15 protein-coding genes and 1 pseudogene are annotated in these 17,744 nt (G+C 69.6%); 12 read left to right on the top strand and 4 right to left on the bottom strand.

Annotated features, from left to right (window positions below):
• Positions 1–43 precede the first annotated feature (43 nt).
• Positions 44–763 (top strand): hypothetical protein, encoded by a 720-nt coding sequence (locus Sa4125_RS22500; RefSeq protein ID WP_224001910.1) that lies wholly within the window; start codon positions 44–46, stop codon positions 761–763.
• Between the two features lie 60 nt (positions 764–823).
• Here Sa4125_RS22500 and Sa4125_RS22495 read toward each other — a convergent pair whose 3' ends face one another.
• A complete protein-coding gene (locus tag Sa4125_RS22495; RefSeq protein ID WP_224001908.1) occupies positions 824–1,582 on the bottom strand; it encodes an SDR family oxidoreductase in 759 nt (252 codons plus the stop codon).
• Positions 1,583–1,783: 201 nt separating this feature from the next.
• On the opposite strand from Sa4125_RS22495, the gene Sa4125_RS22490 reads away from it, so the two are divergent.
• From Sa4125_RS22490 to hrpB, 6 genes and pseudogenes are all read left to right on the top strand, one after another.
• A complete protein-coding gene (locus Sa4125_RS22490) occupies positions 1,784–3,004 on the top strand; it encodes an ABC transporter substrate-binding protein (protein WP_224001906.1) in 1,221 nt (406 codons plus the stop codon).
• Positions 3,005–3,059: 55 nt separating this feature from the next.
• Positions 3,060–3,344 (top strand): DUF6516 family protein, encoded by a 285-nt coding sequence (locus tag Sa4125_RS22485; protein ID WP_224001904.1) that lies wholly within the window; start codon positions 3,060–3,062, stop codon positions 3,342–3,344.
• Positions 3,341–3,682, top strand: coding sequence for a transcriptional regulator (locus tag Sa4125_RS22480; protein WP_224001902.1), 342 nt, complete (start codon positions 3,341–3,343; stop codon positions 3,680–3,682). Before Sa4125_RS22485 ends, Sa4125_RS22480 begins: the two co-directional genes overlap by 4 nt.
• Positions 3,683–3,743: 61 nt before the next feature.
• On the top strand, positions 3,744–5,429 hold the full coding sequence (locus tag Sa4125_RS22475) for an ABC transporter permease (protein WP_224001900.1): 1,686 nt from the start codon (positions 3,744–3,746) through the stop codon (positions 5,427–5,429).
• Positions 5,429–6,052: pseudogene (locus tag Sa4125_RS22470) on the top strand (ATP-binding cassette domain-containing protein); the annotation flags it as partial. The gene Sa4125_RS22475 and the pseudogene Sa4125_RS22470, both read left to right, overlap by 1 nt.
• Positions 6,053–6,195: 143 nt before the next feature.
• Positions 6,196–8,775, top strand: a complete 2,580-nt coding sequence (hrpB, locus tag Sa4125_RS22465; protein ID WP_224001898.1) for an ATP-dependent helicase HrpB — start codon at positions 6,196–6,198, stop codon at positions 8,773–8,775.
• A 162-nt stretch (positions 8,776–8,937) separates the two neighbouring features.
• Here hrpB and Sa4125_RS22460 read toward each other — a convergent pair whose 3' ends face one another.
• Positions 8,938–9,840 carry a LysR family transcriptional regulator gene (locus Sa4125_RS22460; protein WP_224001897.1) on the bottom strand — a complete coding sequence of 301 codons (903 nt, stop codon included), beginning with the start codon at positions 9,838–9,840 and terminating at the stop codon, positions 8,938–8,940.
• 140 nt (positions 9,841–9,980) lie between these two features.
• Between Sa4125_RS22460 and Sa4125_RS22455 the strand changes: the two genes are divergently transcribed.
• Positions 9,981–10,709, top strand: a complete 729-nt coding sequence (locus Sa4125_RS22455; RefSeq protein ID WP_224001896.1) for an SDR family oxidoreductase — start codon at positions 9,981–9,983, stop codon at positions 10,707–10,709.
• The gene (locus Sa4125_RS22450; protein ID WP_224001895.1) at positions 10,709–11,050 is read left to right on the top strand and encodes an Atu4866 domain-containing protein; all 342 of its coding nucleotides are present in this window, start codon (positions 10,709–10,711) and stop codon (positions 11,048–11,050) included. Before Sa4125_RS22455 ends, Sa4125_RS22450 begins: the two co-directional genes overlap by 1 nt.
• A gap of 59 nt (positions 11,051–11,109) precedes the next feature.
• Here the strand turns inward: Sa4125_RS22450 and bdcA are convergent, their stop codons facing one another.
• Positions 11,110–11,823, bottom strand: coding sequence for an SDR family oxidoreductase (bdcA, locus tag Sa4125_RS22445; protein WP_224001894.1), 714 nt, complete (start codon positions 11,821–11,823; stop codon positions 11,110–11,112).
• A gap of 73 nt (positions 11,824–11,896) precedes the next feature.
• Here bdcA and Sa4125_RS22440 point away from each other — a divergent pair, with 73 nt between their 5' ends.
• The 3 genes from Sa4125_RS22440 (at position 11,897) to Sa4125_RS22430 (ending at position 14,648) form a co-directional block, all read left to right on the top strand.
• Positions 11,897–12,490, top strand: a complete 594-nt coding sequence (locus Sa4125_RS22440; protein ID WP_224001893.1) for a TetR/AcrR family transcriptional regulator — start codon at positions 11,897–11,899, stop codon at positions 12,488–12,490.
• A 100-nt stretch (positions 12,491–12,590) separates the two neighbouring features.
• Positions 12,591–13,946: an ActS/PrrB/RegB family redox-sensitive histidine kinase gene (locus tag Sa4125_RS22435; protein WP_224001892.1), complete on the top strand. Its 1,356-nt coding sequence runs from the start codon at positions 12,591–12,593 to the stop codon at positions 13,944–13,946.
• Between the two features lie 129 nt (positions 13,947–14,075).
• Positions 14,076–14,648, top strand: coding sequence for an ActR/PrrA/RegA family redox response regulator transcription factor (locus tag Sa4125_RS22430; protein ID WP_224001891.1), 573 nt, complete (start codon positions 14,076–14,078; stop codon positions 14,646–14,648).
• A gap of 204 nt (positions 14,649–14,852) precedes the next feature.
• Here Sa4125_RS22430 and Sa4125_RS22425 read toward each other — a convergent pair whose 3' ends face one another.
• Positions 14,853–17,489, bottom strand: a complete 2,637-nt coding sequence (locus Sa4125_RS22425) for a transglycosylase domain-containing protein (protein WP_224001890.1) — start codon at positions 17,487–17,489, stop codon at positions 14,853–14,855.
• Positions 17,490–17,744 lie beyond the last annotated feature (255 nt).

Below are 17,744 nucleotides of genomic sequence, written 5' to 3'. Positions count from 1 at the left end.
CACAATTCATTGACGTAGGGGAATGTGAGGGGAGGGATCATCTATGTCTGCACCAATGCCGAGAGCATCGGGTCTTGCCGCAGCTCTTGCCGCGCTCGTGCTCGCCGCCTGCCAGTCGGGGGCCTCGTCCAGCACGGCCGGACCGGCCGGCACGGGAGCGGCAGCCGCCCGAGCCGCCGCGAGCGAGACCGCCGAACCGACGGCTGCAGGGACGGTGGCGGCCTATGGGGGCCAGCCGGCCGCGCCCTCCGGCGCGCTCTGCGCCGTGACGATCGCCGGTGGTCCGCCACCCAAACCCGCCAAGGGCGCCGATTTCGGCACGGCCGTCGGCAAGAACATCGGGAGGAACGTCGGCAAGAGCATCATTTCCGGCCTTGGCGGCGCCATTGCCGGCCCGCTCGGCGGCGTGGTGGCGGGCGCCGTCGCCAACGATCAGGTCCGGCCCGAACAGGATCTCAAGGGGAAGTGGACGGCGACCGACGGGTCCCCCACCTGCGGATGCACCCTGACGGTCAATGCCGGCATCAACCTGCAGGGCCAGACGGCGACGGCGGGCAGGATCCAGTCGGACAGCTGCACCAGCCCGCTGCTGGCGCAGTCCGCACGCTGGACGCTCGGCCACAGCTTCACGGGCTACGACGCGCCGTTGCAGATTCTTGCGTCCAATCGACAGACGGTGCTCGCGACGCTGAAGCGCGACGGCATGAACTACTTCTCCGGCACGATGGCCGACGGGACGCCGATGACGCTCTGGCGCGACTAGATCGGGCGACAAGCGCGCCTTAGGCCGCCGGGAGCGGATCCCACTCGGCGACGCGCCGCCTCAGACGTGCTGGCCGCCATTGATGTGGATCTCGCCGCCGGTGACGTAGCTCGCCTGGTTCGAGCACAGGAAATAGATGATGTCGGCGACTTCCGAGGTTTGGCCGAGGCGGCGCAGGGGAATGTTCTCGATCAGCTTCTCGGTACCCGGCGACAGGATCGCGGTATCGATCTCGCCCGGCGCGATGGCGTTGACGCGGATGCCGGAGGGACCGAAATCGGCGGCCATCTCGCGCGTCAGCGAGGCGAGCGCCGCCTTCGACGTGGCGTAGGCGGTGCCGGCGAAAGGATGCACCCGCCCGCCGGCGATCGAGGTGACCGAGACGATCGAGCCCTGCGCCTTCGACAGTTCCTTGAACAGGCCGCGCGCCAGCATGATCGGGGCAAAGAAGTTCACCTGGAAGACGTCGCGCCACATGTGCATGGGCGTGCGGATGGAATCCAGCCGCGATCCGCCCTCGCCCTTCGGCGAGATCGCGGCATTGTTGACGAGGGCGTGGAGGCTGGAGCCGTTCGCCTCGAGCCGCCGCCGGATCTCGGAAATGGCGAAGCCCACATCCTCGGGATCGGAAAGGTCGACCTGGATGTGGTCCTCGGGACCGGCCGGCCAGGGACAGTCCTCCGCGAAGGGCTGGCGCGAGCAGGTGATGACCCGCCATCCCTCGCGCGAGAAGCGCTTGACCGTGGCATGACCGATGCCGCGCGAGGCGCCGGTGAGGACGAGGGCCTTGCGGGAATCTGTGGCGGCTTCGCTGGGCATTGCGTGTCCTCGTCTCGTCCGGGGGACGGCTCATATCCGCTCGTCGCTGCGCCGTCCATCACGGTGCAGTCATCACGCGGCTCGCGGCGCCGCCGGCCGTTGCCTTCGTCGCCATTGTCGGCACATCTAGGGCTTCCCGCCGGCAATGTCGCGGTCGATTTACGGGATGGGCGGGCGTGGCGGAAGACTCGGAGTGAATATATGAAGATTCCTGTCAGGTTCGCCAGCGCGCTCGCTGTCGCAGTGCTCGTGCAACCCCTCGCCGGCGCCCCGGTCGGTGCCGAGGACTGGCCGGCGACGGTTGCCGAGGCGCGCGGCCAGACCGTCTATTTCAACGCCTGGGGCGGTTCGGAGAACATCAACCGCTATCTCGAATGGGCCGCAGGTCGGCTCGAGGCGGAGTACGGCGTCACGCTCCGGCACGTGAAGCTGGAGGATACCGCGACGGCGGTCGCCACCGTCGTGGCGGAGAAGGCGGCCGGCAAGACATCGGACGGGGCGGTGGACCTCGTCTGGATCAACGGCGAGAACTTTGCCGCAATGAAGAGCCAGGGCCTGCTGGCCCCGGGCTTTGCCACCGATCTGCCGAACTGGGCCTATGTCGACACGGAGAACAAGCCGACCGTCAGCGTCGATTTCACCCTTCCGACCGACGGCCAGGAATCACCCTGGGGCATGGCCAAGCTCGTCTTCTTCGCCGACACCGCGCGCACCGGCCCGATCGACGCCATGCCGAAATCCGCCGACGAACTCCTCGACTGGGCGAAGGCCCATCCCGGCCGCTTCTCCTATCCGGCGCCCCCGGACTTCATCGGCTCGACCTTCCTGAAGCAGGTGCTGTCGGAAGCCGTCGCCGACCCTGCCGTGCTGCAGAGGCCGGTGGAGGAAGCGTCGTTCGCCGCCGTCACGGAACCGCTGTTTGCCTATCTCGACGAACTGACGCCGGTGATGTGGCGGCAGGGCCGGACCTTTCCGCAGAACTACCCGGCGATGAAGCAGCTGCTCGCCGACGGTGAGCTCGGCATTGTCTTCGCCTTCAACCCGGCCGAGGCTTCGGGGGGTATTGCTGCCGGCGAACTGCCGGACACGGTGCGCTCCTTCACCTTCGCAAGGGGCACGCTCGGCAATACGCATTTCGTCGCCATCCCCTTCAATTCGAGCGCCAAGGCCGGGGCGAAGGTCGTCGCCGACTTCCTGCTCTCGCCCGAAGCGCAGGCCCGCAAGGAGGACCCGCAATACTGGGGAGACCCGACCGTTCTCGCCATGGACAGGCTTCCGCCCGAGGACCGTGCCGCCTTCGCCGCCATCGACCGCGGCGCCGCGACGCTCGCCCCGGAAGCGCTCGGGCCGGTGCTGCCCGAGCCGCATCCGAGCTGGATGGGCCGGATCGAGGCGGAATGGCTGAAGCGGTATGGGTCCTAAGGACGCGCTGTTGGAGCCATTGACAACATGCGTCTCAGTGGCAGAATGACCGTCGATGGCGGCCGAATTGCTACTCAGGGAACGCCATATTCTGGGCGACGCCTGTTTCGTGGCGCTGACGGTCTGGCGCGTACCGCTCCCGGTTCGCGGATCGGACCATCCCTTCAAGTATTCCCTCGCCTATGTAGAGAACGGCGTTTGTGTCCTGCGCTTCGACAACGAGGCCGGCAAGGGCGATCACTGGCATCGAGGGGAACGTGAGACGGCCTATCAGTTCCTGTCGGCAGAAAAACTGCTGGCCGACTTCTGGGCCGCCGTCGACGAATGGAGGCGACAATGACCATGGTAAGGCTTTCGGTGGCGTCCCGGGACGACGTCAGCCGCCGCTTCGCCGGCGCGATGAAAGGCGAGAAGCAGGGGCACCACATCTCCTTCGCCTCGCCCGATCTGATCTGGCAGGTACTGACCGACAAGCGCTGGGCGCTGTTGAAGGCCATGAGGGGTGCGGGACCCATGTCGATCCGCGGGCTCGCGCGTGGTGTCGGCCGCGACGTCAAAGCGGTCCATGCCGACGTCACGGCTCTGCTGTCACAAGGCATTCTGGAACGCGGGCAAGATGGGCGGATCGTCTTTCCCTATGACGGCATCCATGTCGACTTCCATCTGAATGCCGCATGACCGAGGGCAGCACGGGCGCCCTATCTCATGCCCCGCAGACCGATCGGTCCGGTTTTTTCGCTTGACCCGCTGGCCGCATCCGCTGGCGCTGCTCCTCGCCGCGCCGGTCGTCGTCGGCCTCGTCGGCGTGATCCTGCCGGCCTTCGGCTATCTGCCGGCGCTGGGGGGCACGGCGTTCTCGCTGCAGCCGTTCCGCGACCTGTTCGCCGTGCCGGGCCTTGCCGCGTCCGCCCTTCTCAGCCTCGCCGCCGGCCTTTTGACGACGCTCGTCTCGGTCGGCGCGACGCTTCTCTTCACCGCCGCCTTCGCCGGCACGCGCGGCTTTCGCCTGGCGCGGCGGGGGCTGGGACCCCTGCTCGGCGTGCCGCATGCGGCGGCAGCCTTCGGCCTCGCCTTCCTGATCGCGCCCTCGGGTCTCCTCGTACGCCTCGTTTCCGCGCCTCTCGGCCTGACGACGCCGCCCGATCTCCTCATCGTCGGCGACCCCATGGGCCTTGCCATGATGGCGGGGCTGATCGTCAAGGAACTGCCCTTTCTCCTCCTCGTCGTCATCGCCGCGCTGCCCCAGGCCGATCCCGAACGGGGGTTGAAGCTCGCGCGCTCGCTCGGCTACGGGCGGGTGGCCGGCTTCACGCTGGCGGTCTGGCCCGCGGTCTACCGCCAGATCCGACTGCCGGTCCTTGCGGTCGCCGCTTTCGCTTCCTCCGTGGTCGACGTGGCGCTGATCCTCGGCCCCATGACCCCGGCGCCGCTGGCGGTGCGGCTCGTCGAATGGATGGGCGATCCCGACCTCTCCCTGCGCTTCCAGGCCGCCGCCGGCGCCGTGCTGCAGCTCGGCCTGACGCTCGCCGTCCTTGCCCTCTGGCTCGGCGTCGAACGCCTCGGGGCATTCGTCTGCCGGCGCATGGCCGCGCGCGGCGCCCGGTTTCACCGCGACCGGCCGATGCGACGGGCCGCCGCGCTGCCGGTCGCGCTCGCCTTTGCCGCCACCGGGCTCGGCCTCCTTCTCCTCGCCCTCTGGTCCATCGCCGGGCTCTGGACGTTTCCGGACATCCTGCCGCCGACGCTCACCCTGCGCAGCTGGCGGGACAGCTTGACCTCCCTCGCCGCGCCGCTGGCGCGAACGGCGGTTCTCGGCTTCGGCTCGGCGCTGGTGGCGCTGCTGCTCGTCGTGGCGATGCTGGAGCAGCGCCGCCGGACGCATTCCGGTACCGGGCCGGCACGGCTGTCGCCGGGCGTCGCCGCGCTCCTCTACCTGCCGCTGATCGTGCCGCAGGTCGCCTTCATCTTCGGCCTGCAGATCCTCGTCCTCGCGGCCGGCATCGCCCCCTCGACGGGGCTCCTCGTCGCGGTCCATCTCGTCTTCGTCGCGCCCTATGTCGCGCTGGCGCTGGCCGCGCCCTGGTTCGCGCTCGATCCGCGCTATGACAGGATGGCGGCAAGCCTTGGCCGGTCGCGCCGCGCGGCCTTCTGGCGCCTGCGCCTGCCGCTCCTCGCCGGACCGATCCTGACGGCGCTCGCCATCGGCTTTGCCGTCTCCGCCGGGCAATATCTGCCGACGCTCCTCATCGGCGCCGGCCGCCTGCCGACCATCACGACCGAGGCCGTGGCGCTCGCCTCGGGCGGCAACCGCCGCGTCATCGGCGTCACCGCCGTGCTTCAGACACTGCTGCCCGGCCTCGTCTTCCTCGCCGCGAGCCTCCTGCCCGCCTTGCTTCACCGCGGCCGTCGCGGCATGAGGGCGTGATGGGTCTCGTCCTCGAAAATCTCTGCCTGTCGCTCGGCGATCGCCGCCTCGTCGCGCTCGACCGCGTGATCGCGCCGGGCGAGATCCTCTCGGTGATGGGCGCCTCGGGCTCGGGCAAGTCGACGCTCTTCGACGCCATTGCCGGTTTTCTCGATCCCGCCTTCACCGCCACGGGGCGGGTGCTCCTCGGCGGCCGCGACATCACCCATGCGCGGCCCGAGGAACGGCGCGTCGGCCTGCTGTTCCAGGACGCGCTGATGCTGCCGCATCTCTCCGTCGGCCAGAACCTCCTTTTCGGCCTCGTGCCGACGGTCACCGGCCGTGCGCGCCGCCGCGCCGCCGCGGAAGCGATGCTCGACAATGTCGGCCTCGCCGGCCTCTTTTCCCGCGATCCGGCGACGCTCTCCGGCGGCCAGGCGGCAAGGGTGGCGCTCGCCCGCACGCTGCTCGCCGAGCCGCAGGCGCTGCTCCTCGACGAAGCCTTCTCGCGCCTCGACACGGAGCTGCGCCAGAGTGTCCGGCGTCTCGTCTTCGACCTCGTGCGCGAGCGCGCCATTCCCGCCATCCTCGTTACCCATGACCGGGCCGATGCCGAGGCCGCCGGCGGCGCGATCATCGATCTCGACGCGCAAGGCGCCGAGGCGCAGTGCACTGGGGCGCAAAGCACCGGGCCTCTCGGCACCGAGCCTCTCGGCGCCGGGACGCGATCCACCGAAGCCCAAGCCCGAACGCCCCTGGGAAGACCGCCTTCTCCGGACGGGGCGCCATGAGCGCATATCCGCTCCTGCCAGTCCGCGACGTCCTGCCGGAACTGCGCGCGGCCTTGGCCGGGGGGCCGAACGCCGTGCTCGTCGCGCCGCCCGGCGCCGGCAAGACCACGCTGGTGCCGCTCGACCTCCTCGACGCGCCCTGGCTGGGCGGCCGCAAGATCGTCCTCATCGAGCCGCGGCGCCTCGCCGCCCGCGCCGCTGCCCGGCGGATGGCGGAGATTGTCGGCGAGGCCGTCGGCGAGACCATCGGCTGGCGCATGCGGCTCGATACCAAGGTCTCCGCCCGCACCCGCATCGAGGTCGTCACCGAGGGCGTCTTCATCCGCATGATCCTCGCCGCCCCGGACCTGCCGGATGTCGGCGCCGTCATCTTCGACGAGTTCCACGAGCGCTCGCTCGACGGCGATTTCTCGCTGGCGCTGGCGCTCGACGTGCAAGGCGCCCTGCGCGAGGATCTCCGGCTCCTCGTGATGTCGGCGACGCTGGATGGCGCGCGCGTGGCGGCGCTGCTGGGCGACGCGCCCGTCGTCGAGAGCCTCGGCCGCGCCTTTCCCGTGACGGTCTCCTACCGCGACCGTCCGGGCACGCAGCCGATCGAGGACGCCGTCACCGAGGCCGTGCGCGCGGCGCTCGACGAGACGACGGACAGCCTCCTCGTCTTCCTGCCGGGCCAGCGCGAGATCGAGCGGGTGGCCGAGCGCCTGGCGCCGCTCGCCTCGCCAAAGCTTCTCGTCGCCCCGCTCTACGGCGTGATGGAGGCGGCGGCGCAGGACGTCGCCATCCGCCCCGCCCCGCCGGGCGTGCGCAAGATCGTGCTCGCGACCTCGATCGCGGAGACCTCGATCACCATCGACGGCGTCGGCACCGTCATCGACTCGGGCCTGCGGCGCCTGCCCTTGTTCGAGCCGGCGACAGGGCTGTCGCGCCTCGAGACCGTGCGCGTGTCGCGCGCTAGCGCCGACCAGCGGGCGGGCCGTGCCGGGCGCACGGGGCCGGGACGGGCGATCCGGCTGTGGCGCGAGGCGGAAGGGCTCGTCGCCTTCGACCGGCCGGAAATCCTGTCGAGCGATCTCTCCGGCCTCGTCCTCGACTGCGCCGCCTGGGGCGTCGCCGACCCGCAGAGCCTCGACTTTCTCGACCCGCCGCCGCGCCCGGCGCTGGCGGAGGCCGCAACGCTTCTGACCGCGCTCGGCGCGCTCGACGAGACAGGCCGCCTGACGCCGCAGGGCGCTGTCATGCGCGACCTGCCACTGCCGCCACGCCTCGCCGCCATGGTCGCCCGTGCCGGCGCGGCGCGAAAACTCGCCGCGGACCTTGCGGTGCTCCTCACCGAGCGCGGCCTCGGCGGCACGGACGTCGATCTGGAAAGCCGTCTGCGACGCTTTCGCATCGACCGCGGAGCGCGGGCGCAGGCGGCGAAGACGCTCGCACGACGCATTGCCGGCGGCGGGGGCGGCGATTCGCGACGCGATCGCGGTGGCAACGGCGACAGTCGGGCCGGCACGAGCGACAGCCACGAGGGCAGCCGCGAGAACAGTCGCGCCGATCTCGGCGGAGCCGCAGGCGGGACCCGCGGCAGCGACGAGTCCCTGTCCGTGTTGCCGGTCGATGTCGAGCCGGGCTCCCTCCTCGCCCTCGCCTTCCCCGACCGGGTAGCCGTCGCGCGCGGCGCGCGCGGCCATTTCGTCCTTGCCAACGGCCGGGGCGGCGTTGTCGATCTTGGCTCGGGCCTTGCCGACGCAAAGCTTCTCGTCGTTGCGGAACTACAGGGCCAGGCCCGCGACGGGCGTATCCATGCAGCGCTTTCTGTTTCACGTGAATCGCTGGAAGGCCTCTTTGCCGACCGCATAACGGAGGAGGAGGTCGTCAGCTTCGACGCCGCGAGCGGCCAGGTGCGGGCCCGGCGCGTGCGGCGGCTAGGGAAGGCGACGCTGGCGGAGACTCAGATCAAGGTACCCGAAGGAGCCAAGGCCAGCGCGGCGCTGGCGACCGGCATCCGTGCCCGCGGCCTTGCCGCCCTCCCCTTCGGCAGCGAGGGCGAGCGCCTGCTGTTGCGCCTGCGCTTTCTCGCCGCGGCCTTCGGCGCGCCTTGGCCCGACCTGTCAGACGACAGCCTGCTCTCCACTCTGGAGAACTGGCTTCTGCCCTATTTGCCCGGCGTGACAAAGCTGTCCGGCATCGATGCCGGCACGCTGCGAACCGCCCTCAGTGCGCTTGTCCCGTCCGAGCTACAGCGGCGGCTGGAGGCGCTGGCGCCGTCGCATGTCGACGTGCCCTCCGGCTCGCGCCTGCCGATCCGCTACGATGCCGAGGGGCCGGTGCTGTCGGTCAGGGTTCAGGAGCTCTTCGGCCTGACCGAGCATCCGTCCATCGCCGACGGCAGGCTGCCGCTGACGCTGGAACTGCTCTCGCCGGCGCACCGGCCGATCCAGATCACCCGCGACCTCCCCGGCTTCTGGGCCGGCTCCTGGCGCGACGTCCGGGCAGACCTTCGCGGCCGCTACCCTCGTCACTCCTGGCCCGAAAACCCGGCCGAGGCGACCGCGACGGCACGGGCGAAGCCGCGGGGGACGTGAGGGGCGGCGGCGAGACGCGGCCGACCGATCCGGTAGCGACCGCCGGTCCGCTGCGTGCCGCGTGCAAGGCCTTGGGCCGCGACGGAACCGTCCAGCATCGATGGATTTCCCCGTCCAGGCCTTTGCCGGAAGCGGCCGCCATGTGCGACGATGCGAGCCAGGTCAGCGCAGCTCCGGCTGCCTCCGGCGCACATGGTCGACAAAAGCCCGCAGCTTCGGGGCCATGTTCCGGCGGTTGGGATAGTAGACGAAGAAGCCGGGAAAGCGGGGGCAGAAGGCTTCGAGCAGCGGCACGAGCTCACCGCGATCGAGATGGGGCCGGAACGTCTCCTCCATGCCGAAGGTGATGCCGGCGCCACTGAGGGCGAGGCGGACCATCAGGCCCATGTCGTTGGTCGTGATCTCGGGCTCCACGGCCACCGCGAAGTCGCGGCCGTCCTCGGTGAACTCCCAGCGATAAGGGGCCGCGCGCGGTGCAGGGCGCCAACCGATGCAGCGATGCGCCGCGAGGTCGCCGGGGTGGCGCGGCGGCGCGTTGCCCTCGAGATAGGCGGGCGCGCAGACGGCAAGCTGGCGCTGGTCGCCCGAGACGGGGACCGCCACCATGTCCTGCTGGATCACCTCGCCGAGCCGGATGCCGGCGTCGAAGCCTTCCGCGACGATGTCGAAGACCTCGTCGGTCACGAGGACATCGATCTCCACCGCGGGATGCGCCCTTGCAAAGCCGGCAAGGAGCGGGCCGGACAGGACGGTTTCGGCGATCGACGAGACGGCGAGCCGCAGCTGGCCGCGGATCGCCACACCGAACTGCCGCGTGCCGTCGACCGCCGCCTGCATCTCGGCAAGGGCCGGCGCGATCTCGGCGCGAAGCCGCTCGCCCGCCTCCGTCAGGCTCATGCTGCGCGTGGTCCTCCGGAGGAGGGCGATGCCGAGCGTCTCCTCGAGCCGGCGGACGGACTGGCTGACGGCGGACCGCGTGACGCCGAGACGGTCGGCCGCGGCCCGCAGGCTGTGTTCCTCGGCCACCACGGCGAAGACGGCAAGAGTATTGAGGTCGGCCCGCATTGGTTAGGCTAGCTTTCCATTATGTTCAGGAGAGAGCGACTTCTGGCGACAATGGCAAGCCGCTAGGTTCCTGGCAACCGCGGGAAGCACAGATCCATCGCTCGCGGCGACGTCAAAAACCCTTGGAAAGGCACAGTCCCATGGCCATCGACAAAGTCGTTCTCATTACCGGCGCCTCCAGCGGGATCGGCGAGGGCATTGCCCGAACGCTTGCCGCCGCTGGCGCCACCCTGATGCTCGGCGCCCGCCGGATTGATCGTCTCGAGGCGCTGGCGGACGAGCTTCGCCAGGCGGGTGCGCGGGTCGCCATCCGGCGCCTGGACGTGACGGACCGGGCCGACGTCGCCGCCTTCGCCGACGCCGGACGCGCGGCCTTTGGGCGTGTCGACGCGATCGTCAACAATGCCGGCATCATGCCCCTTTCGCCAATGGCATCGCTGAAGGTCGACGAGTGGGACCGGATGATCGACGTCAACATCAAGGGCGTCCTCTACGGCATCGCCGCCGTCCTGCCCGACATGATGGCGCGCGGCTCCGGCCACATTATCAACATCGCCTCGATCGGCGCGCTCTCGGTCTCCCCGACGGCGGCGGTCTACTGCGCGACGAAGTTTGCCGTCCGCGCGATATCGGACGGGCTCCGGCAGGAGCATCAGAATCTTCGGGTAACCTGCATTCATCCAGGCGTCGTCGAAAGCGAGCTTGCCGGGACCATCACCGATCCGGCGACGGCCGATCTGATGAAGACCTATCGAAGCATCGCCCTGAAGCCCGACGCGATCGGTCGTGCCGTGCGCTACGCGCTGGAACAGCCAGAGGACGTGGACGTCAACGAGATCGTCGTTCGGCCAACGCGGACGGCCGCCTGATGCGCGGCCCTCTCGGCGGCGCGCTCCTGCTGCTGGCTTCGATTCATCTGGCTGCGGCGCAGGAGACGACCACAATGCCGGCCCATCCCCCAGCCCATCCCCCAGCCCATCCCTATGTCGGTCTCTGGGTTACCGACGACGGGCAGGTGCGCCACGCCCTTTTGCCGGACGGCCGCTATGACGAGGCGCGGGGCACGCGCGAAAGCGCCTATCGCGGGCGCTACGAAGTCTCGGGCACACATATCGACTACTGGGACGACACCGGCTTCACTGCCGACGGCGACTTTGTCGATGCAAACACCCTCCACCATGGCGGCATGATCCTGCGACGTCGTCCGTAGAGGGCGGTACCCCGGGAAGGAGCAGGCCGGAGCCTGCCCTTCCCGGGGCTTCAGGGTTGTCAGGCGCCAAAGGCGCCGTCGATCGTGTGCATGGCGCCGGTCACGAAGCCGGCCTCCGGACCGGCGAGCCAGGCCACCATGCCCGCCACTTCCTCCGGCCGCCCATGGCGCTTGATGGCCATGAAGCTGTGCATGAGATCCTTCATCGGGCCGTCCGCCGGGTTTGCCTCGGTATCGATCGGACCCGGCTGCACGACGTTGATCGTGATCCCGCGCGGCCCGAAATCGCGTGCCAGTCCCCGCGCCAGGCCCTGCAGGGCAGACTTGCTGAGCGCGTAGGACGCCATGCCGGGAATGGGCATCCGGTCGCCGTTCACCGAGCCGATGACGATGATCCGGCCGCCCTCGGGCATCCGTCGCGCGGCTTCGACGGCAGCATGATAGGGGGCGTGGATGTTGATCCTGAACAGCCGGTCGATCGCGTCCGGGTCCTGGTCCAGCGCGTCGCCGAAGACGGCGATGCCGGCATTGACCACCAGCACGTCGAGCGGGCCGCTCTCGCGCACCCGGGCGATCACCGCGTCCCGGTCGGCGCTGTCGGCCTGAAGCGCCGTGCTTCCCGTGTCCTTCGCCAATTGCTCCGCCGCCGCGCGGGACCCGGCATAGGTAAAGGTGACCTTCGCGCCGTCGGCGGCAAAGCGTTGGACGATCGCGGCGCCGATGCCGCGGCTGCCGCCGAGGACCAGAACGGATTTATCGGTAAAAGCGGCCATCGGGCCCTCCTTGAGAATTAACATAGGAAGCGCTACATAATTCGGGTGAAAATCACCGTCAAGGCATTTTGTAATGAGTACTACAAATAATTCTCGTCCGCGCGGACGCCCCCGCCAATTCGACTCCGACACGGCCGTCGCCACGGCCCAGAAGCTCTTCCATGCCCGCGGCTACGACGCTGTCAGTGTCGCGGATGTCACCGAAGCGCTCGGCATCAATCCACCGAGCTTCTACGCCGCCTTCGGCAACAAGGCCGGCCTCTATACCCGCGTCCTCGACCGCTATTCCGGCGCCGACGCTATTCCCCTTGCCGAATTCCTGCGCTCCGACCGCCCCGTGGCTGAATGCCTGGCGGTGCTTCTGGAGGAGGCCGCCCGCCGCTATGCCGCCGATCCCGCCGCCGCCGGCTGCCTGGTCGTCGAGGGCACACGCTCCAACGATCGCGAGGCGCGCCGGTCAGCCTGCACTTACCGCGCCGCCGGAGAGGACATGATCCGCGCCTATATCGCGGCGCGCCATCCGGAGGAGGCCGAACATCTGACCGACTTCGTCAGCACCGTCATGACAGGTCTTTCCGCCCAGGCGCGCAACGGACATGGCTTCGACCGCCTCCTTTCCACCGCCCGCCTCGCGGGTCTTGCCCTTGCGCAGGCCCTGCCCGCCTGAGCGCAAGCCTTCCCTCCCCCGGCGCCGATCGGCCTCGCCGCGACTCCACGTCCCGCCGCCGCTGCTGGCGGTCCCCGCCCCGCCGCGCTACTGATTTCCGATGGAACAGACTTCGCGCGCCCCTTTCGGCCTTCCGCCCTTCGTCAGCACCATGCGCGAAAGCCAGCGGCTGAGGCTGGCGACGCTGACGCGGCTGCGCTGGCTGTCGGTCGGCGGCCAGACGGCCGCCTGCCTCTTCGTCGCCTACGGGCTCTGGTATCCCTATCCCGTCGGCCCCTGCCTCCTCCTCATCGCTTTGTCGGCGGGGCTGAACGTCGGGCTCGGCCTGCTCTATCCCCGCAGCTGGCGCCTGTCGCCCTGGGCGGCGGTGTCGGTCCTCACCTTCGACGTCGTCCAGCCCTTCGGCCTCTTGTTCCTGACCGGCGGCATCCAGAACCCGTTCTCGGTCTTCCTGATCGTGCCGGTGGTGATGGCCTCGGCGACGCAGCCGCCGCAGACGACGGCGGGGCTCGCCCTCCTGTCGATCATCGCGGCGACGGTCCTCGCCTTCTTCCACCTGCCGCTGCCCTGGGCGGAGGGGTCGGCGCTGCAGCTGCCCTCGTCCTATATCGGCGGTCTGTGGTTCGCGATCGTCTCGACGCTCGTCTTCTCCGGCATCTACGTCTACCGCGTCGCCGCCGAAGCGCGATCGCTCGCCGATGCGCTGGGCGCGACCGAGCTGGTGCTGCAGCGCGAGCAGCATCTCTCCGCCCTCGACGGGCTGGCGGCGGCCGCCGCCCACGAGCTCGGCTCGCCGCTCGCCACCATCGCGCTCGTCGCCAAGGAGATGGGGCGCCTCACGCCGAAGGGCGACCCGCAGCGCGAGGACGTCGAGCTCCTGATGGCGCAGTCCGAGCGCTGCCGCGACATCCTGCGCCAGATCACCACGCTCTCCTCCTCCAGCGAGGAGCACATGGCGCGCCTGCCGCTTCTCTCGCTCGTCGAGGAAGTGTCGGAGCCGCACCGTCATTTCGGCGTCGAGATCCGCGTCGAGGCGGGCGAGCGCGATACCGACGAACCGGTGATGCGGCGCAATGCCGGCGTCGTCTACGGGCTTGGCAACATCGTCGAGAACGCCGTCGACTTCGCCGCGACCGAAGTCCTCATCCGCGCGTCCTGGTCGGCGCGGGGCGTCACGCTCGAAATCCTCGACGACGGCCCCGGCTTCACGCCGGAGGTTCTCGCCCGCATCGGCGATCCCTACATGTCGAACCGCGAGCCGCGCGACCGCAAGGCCGGCGGCGGGCTCGGCCTCGGCCTCTTCATCGCCAAGACCCTCCTCGAACGCTCGGGCGCGACCATTTCCTTCGGCAACCGGCGCGGCACGGCCGGCGCCGAGGTGGAGATCTTCTGGCCGAAGGCGAGCTTCTCGGCCCGCCAGGCGACGCGCGAGGACGGATCGTCACACAGGCCATAACGGGCTTGAACCGGGGGCGGGGTGACGCCAAGTCACAGGCGACGCAGACCGCGCCCCATCGACGCGGCGAGAACCGGCACGGCCGGGGTTTCGTGCCACCGCTGCGACCGCTGACTGGAGACGCCCGACATGATCGACGAAGCCACCGCCACGCTCGTCGCCAGCAACCTGCCCGAGGGAGAGCGCTCGCTGCTCCTCGTCGACGACGACCGCCCCTTTCTCCTCAGGCTGAGCCGGGCTCTCGAACAGCGCGGCTTTGCGGTGCGGACGGCCGAGAGCGTCGCCGAAGGCCTTGCCGCGATCAAGGCCAATGCCCCGGCCTTCGCCGTCGTCGACATGCGGCTTGCCGACGGCAACGGCCTCGACGTCATCGAATCGCTGCAGCGCCGCCGCGCCGATGCCCGCGTCGTCGTCCTCACCGGCTATGGCAACATCGCCACGGCGGTGACGGCGGTGAAGCTCGGCGCCATCGACTACCTCGCCAAGCCCGCCGATGCCGACGAAGTGATCGCGGCGCTGATGCGTGCACCGGGCGACAAGGCCGAGCCGCCGGAAAACCCGATGTCGGCCGACCGGGTGCGGTGGGAACACATCCAGCGCGTCTACGAGCTGTGCGAGCGCAACGTCTCCGAGACCGCCCGCCGCCTCTCCATGCACCGCCGCACCCTGCAGCGCATCCTCGCCAAGCGCGCCCCGCGGTAAGCCTCGCTTGGAGCGGCGCGCGCTCGCCGAAGCGCCTGCCGAACAGGCTGTTTGCAAGAATATGATCATCCGGAGGCGGGATGCCGCCTTCCGGAAATTGTTTCGGTCCAGCCCACCGACTGGCCGGGCTTCAACGACGCGTTTCTGCACGGCCAGACGCCAGGAGTATACGCTCCGCAGGCATCGCGGATCTTGCTCGGAGCGTCAGCCGCCGAACAGGCCGCGGAACAGCGAGCGGTCGCTGGCCCTTCCGACATCCTCGACGCGGCCTTCCAGGATGGCGCCCGGCGGCGGCGTGCCGCGGACGATGCGCGAGGGGCCACGGACCGGGGCGATCTCCTCGGGTGCCCGCATCGCGCCGTCGTCGTCGTAATAGTAGTCCGCGGGCGGAAGGTCGCCGCTGCCGTAGATGTCACGCTCGGGCGGCAGGGGGGCCATGCCGTAGACGTCCTCTTCCTCGTCGCGCGGATCGGCGTAGCCGCGATCGGCCTCGACATTCCTCCTCGGCATTTCCTCGCGCGCCGCCCGCTCCCGCTCCCGCTCCCGCCGCGTCGGCCGTTCGGCCTGCCGTGACTCGGACCGGTCGGGCCGAGCCCGCCGCGGCAGGACTTCCTCCGAAACCGGAGCGTCCGGCGCCGGCGCCGCGATGATGTCGGCAAACGGATCGGCCGAGGCCGGCGCCCCGCCGTCAGAGGCGGGCGAAATCTCGTCGGCGGAGGGCGGCGGCAGCTCGCTGTCGTAGAAGCCGCCGGGATCGCCCGGCGCCATGCCGCCGTTGGACGCGGTCAGCGGCTCGTGCTCGCCGCCGATCGTGTAGTTGCCGGGCAGCGGCATCGCGGGCAGTCCCTCGTGCGCAGCGGTCATGAACTGGTGCCAGGCCTCGGCCGGCAGCCCACCGCCGGTGACCTTCTTCATCGGCGCGCCGTTGTCATTGCCGAACCAGACGCCGGTGGTCAGGTTCGCCGTGTAGCCCATGAACCAGGCGTCCTTGAAGTCCTGCGTCGTTCCGGTCTTGCCGGCCGACTCCCAACCCTTCAGCGCGGCCTTGCGCCCGGTGCCGGACGTCACCGTGCCCTTCAGCATGGCGTTCATCATCGCGACCGTGTCGTCGGTGACGATGATCGGCGGCACTTCGGCGCCGCGTTCGTAGAGAACCTTGCCGTCGGTGTCGGTCACGCGGTTCACCAGATGCGGCACGGCCTGGTAGCCACCATTGGCAAACGGCGCGAAGGCGCCGGTCAGTTCAAGGAGGGTCACTTCCGAGGTGCCGAGCGCAATCGAGGGATTGTCGACCAGCGGCGAGGAAATGCCCATGCGCAGGGCTGTGTCGATCACCGCCTTGGCGGTGACCTTCTCGGTCAGCTGCGCCGCGATGGTGTTCAGGGAATGCGCCAGGGCGTAGGCCACCGTCACCGGGCCGCGATATTTCCGGTCGTAGTTCATCGGCGACCAGTTGCCGATCTGCGTCGGCCCGTCGTCGACCCCTGTCTCGGGTCTCCAGCCGTATTCGAGCGCCGTCTCGTAGACGAAGGGCTTGAACGCGGAGCCGGGCTGTCGCTTGGCGTCGACCGCGCGATTGAACTGGCTTTCGGCATAGTCCTTGCCGCCGACGAGCGCGCGGATGGCGCCGGTGCCGTCGAGCGAGACGAGCGCGCCCTGGCTGACGTTCTGCTTGGCGTTGGCAATGGTGTCGCGGATCGCCGCCTCGGCCTCCCTTTCCAGGCCGAGATCGATCGTCGTCTCGACCACGACATCCGCATGGACGTCGCCGACCAGCGTCTTCAGGTCGCGCATGACGATGTCGGCGGCGTAGTTCTCGGCGCCGTTCCAGTAGGCGCGCTGCTTGGTCGGCTGCTCGGCGATGGCCGCGTCGAAATCGGCGCGGTCGATCATCTTCTCTTCCAGCATGGCCTGCAGCACGACGGCGGCACGGGCCTTGGCGGCGGCGGGATCGCGCACCGGCGACAGGCGCGAAGGCGCCTTCAGAAGCCCCGCGAGCAGGGCCGCCTCCGACAGCGTGACGTCCTTGGCCGACTTGTTGAAGTAGCGCCGCGCCGCTGCCTCGACGCCGGTCGCGCCGGAGCCGAAATAGACGCGGTTCAGATACATCTCCAGGATCTGGTCCTTGGAGAACTTCTGCTCCAGCCAGACCGAGAGGATGGCCTCCTGGATCTTGCGCTGGAGGGTCTGATCGGGATTGAGGAAGATGTTCTTGGCCAGCTGCTGGGTCAGCGTCGAGCCGCCCTGGACGGTGGCGCCCGCCGCCATGTTCTCGCTGAAGGCCCTGATGATGCCGAGCGGATCGACGCCATAGTGGGAATAGAAGCGACGGTCCTCGATGGCGATGACGGCCTTCGGGATGTTCGGGCTCATCTCGTCGAGCGAGACGGCCTCGCCGCCGGTCAGGCCGCGATTGGCCAAGAGATCGCCGGTGACCGAGACGATCTTGACGTTCGGCGGCCGGTCGGGAACGGCCCAGGCCTCCTGCGGCAGCTTGATGGCGAAGAAGGCGACGACGCAGGCGACCGCGGCCGTGCCCCAGAGGCCGGTGAAGAAGGCGAGGCGGAAGATATGGCCGACGAAGCTGCGCCGGCGGCGGGGGCGGCCGCTTTCGTCACCACCACCACCACCACCACCACCACCGCGCCCGAAAAAACCACGGCGCCGCGACAGTTTCTCACTCGCCGCCGCCTTCTCGCGCGCGACCTTGCTCGGGCGCTGGCGAGCGGGCTCGACATCAGCCGCCACGGCCCGGTCGTCGGCCGACAGACGTAAGTCGTCGGCGCCCCGCTTGGCCTGGAAACTGGGTTCGATGCGTTCGCCCTTGCGCCGTCCGGCCATGTGTTCCTTGCCTTACCGTGGAGGACTTGAGGGGATGCGGGCGTGCCCCTGATACTGCCCGCGGAGGCCTTGCGCGCACCCGGGCGTCCCACGTCGCCCGTCTGGCCCGGCCATCACGTCCTGTCCGTCGGATGGACAGTAAATGCGGCGATTTAACGGGGCGTTAAGGAAAGCCAGCCGGGATGACGGGCCATTCCCACCGCCCGTCTGGCGTCGAGTTGTCATCCGCCGGTGGCCTGTGCCCTCGCAAGCAGC

Origin of the sequence: Aureimonas sp. SA4125, assembly GCF_019973775.1 — a bacterium.
Classification (GTDB): Bacteria; Pseudomonadota; Alphaproteobacteria; order Rhizobiales; family Rhizobiaceae; genus Plantimonas.
The sequence above is the reverse complement of the archived record's forward strand: the minus strand, read 5'-3'. Positions and strand labels throughout refer to the sequence as shown.

What these genes read in the sequence shown, in the direction of transcription:
- Sa4125_RS22500 (WP_224001910.1), top strand. Translation starts at nt 44, where the DNA reads ATGTCTGCACCAATGCCGAGAGCATCGGGTCTTGCCGCAGCTCTTGCC.
- Sa4125_RS22495 (WP_224001908.1), bottom strand. Translation starts at nt 1,582, where the DNA reads ATGCCCAGCGAAGCCGCCACAGATTCCCGCAAGGCCCTCGTCCTCACC.
- Sa4125_RS22490 (WP_224001906.1), top strand. Translation starts at nt 1,784, where the DNA reads ATGAAGATTCCTGTCAGGTTCGCCAGCGCGCTCGCTGTCGCAGTGCTC.
- Sa4125_RS22485 (WP_224001904.1), top strand. Translation starts at nt 3,060, where the DNA reads ATGGCGGCCGAATTGCTACTCAGGGAACGCCATATTCTGGGCGACGCC.
- Sa4125_RS22480 (WP_224001902.1), top strand. Translation starts at nt 3,341, where the DNA reads ATGACCATGGTAAGGCTTTCGGTGGCGTCCCGGGACGACGTCAGCCGC.
- hrpB (WP_224001898.1), top strand. Translation starts at nt 6,196, where the DNA reads ATGAGCGCATATCCGCTCCTGCCAGTCCGCGACGTCCTGCCGGAACTG.
- Sa4125_RS22460 (WP_224001897.1), bottom strand. Translation starts at nt 9,840, where the DNA reads ATGCGGGCCGACCTCAATACTCTTGCCGTCTTCGCCGTGGTGGCCGAG.
- Sa4125_RS22455 (WP_224001896.1), top strand. Translation starts at nt 9,981, where the DNA reads ATGGCCATCGACAAAGTCGTTCTCATTACCGGCGCCTCCAGCGGGATC.
- Sa4125_RS22450 (WP_224001895.1), top strand. Translation starts at nt 10,709, where the DNA reads ATGCGCGGCCCTCTCGGCGGCGCGCTCCTGCTGCTGGCTTCGATTCAT.
- bdcA (WP_224001894.1), bottom strand. Translation starts at nt 11,823, where the DNA reads ATGGCCGCTTTTACCGATAAATCCGTTCTGGTCCTCGGCGGCAGCCGC.
- Sa4125_RS22440 (WP_224001893.1), top strand. Translation starts at nt 11,897, where the DNA reads ATGAGTACTACAAATAATTCTCGTCCGCGCGGACGCCCCCGCCAATTC.
- Sa4125_RS22435 (WP_224001892.1), top strand. Translation starts at nt 12,591, where the DNA reads ATGGAACAGACTTCGCGCGCCCCTTTCGGCCTTCCGCCCTTCGTCAGC.
- Sa4125_RS22430 (WP_224001891.1), top strand. Translation starts at nt 14,076, where the DNA reads ATGATCGACGAAGCCACCGCCACGCTCGTCGCCAGCAACCTGCCCGAG.
- Sa4125_RS22425 (WP_224001890.1), bottom strand. Translation starts at nt 17,489, where the DNA reads ATGGCCGGACGGCGCAAGGGCGAACGCATCGAACCCAGTTTCCAGGCC.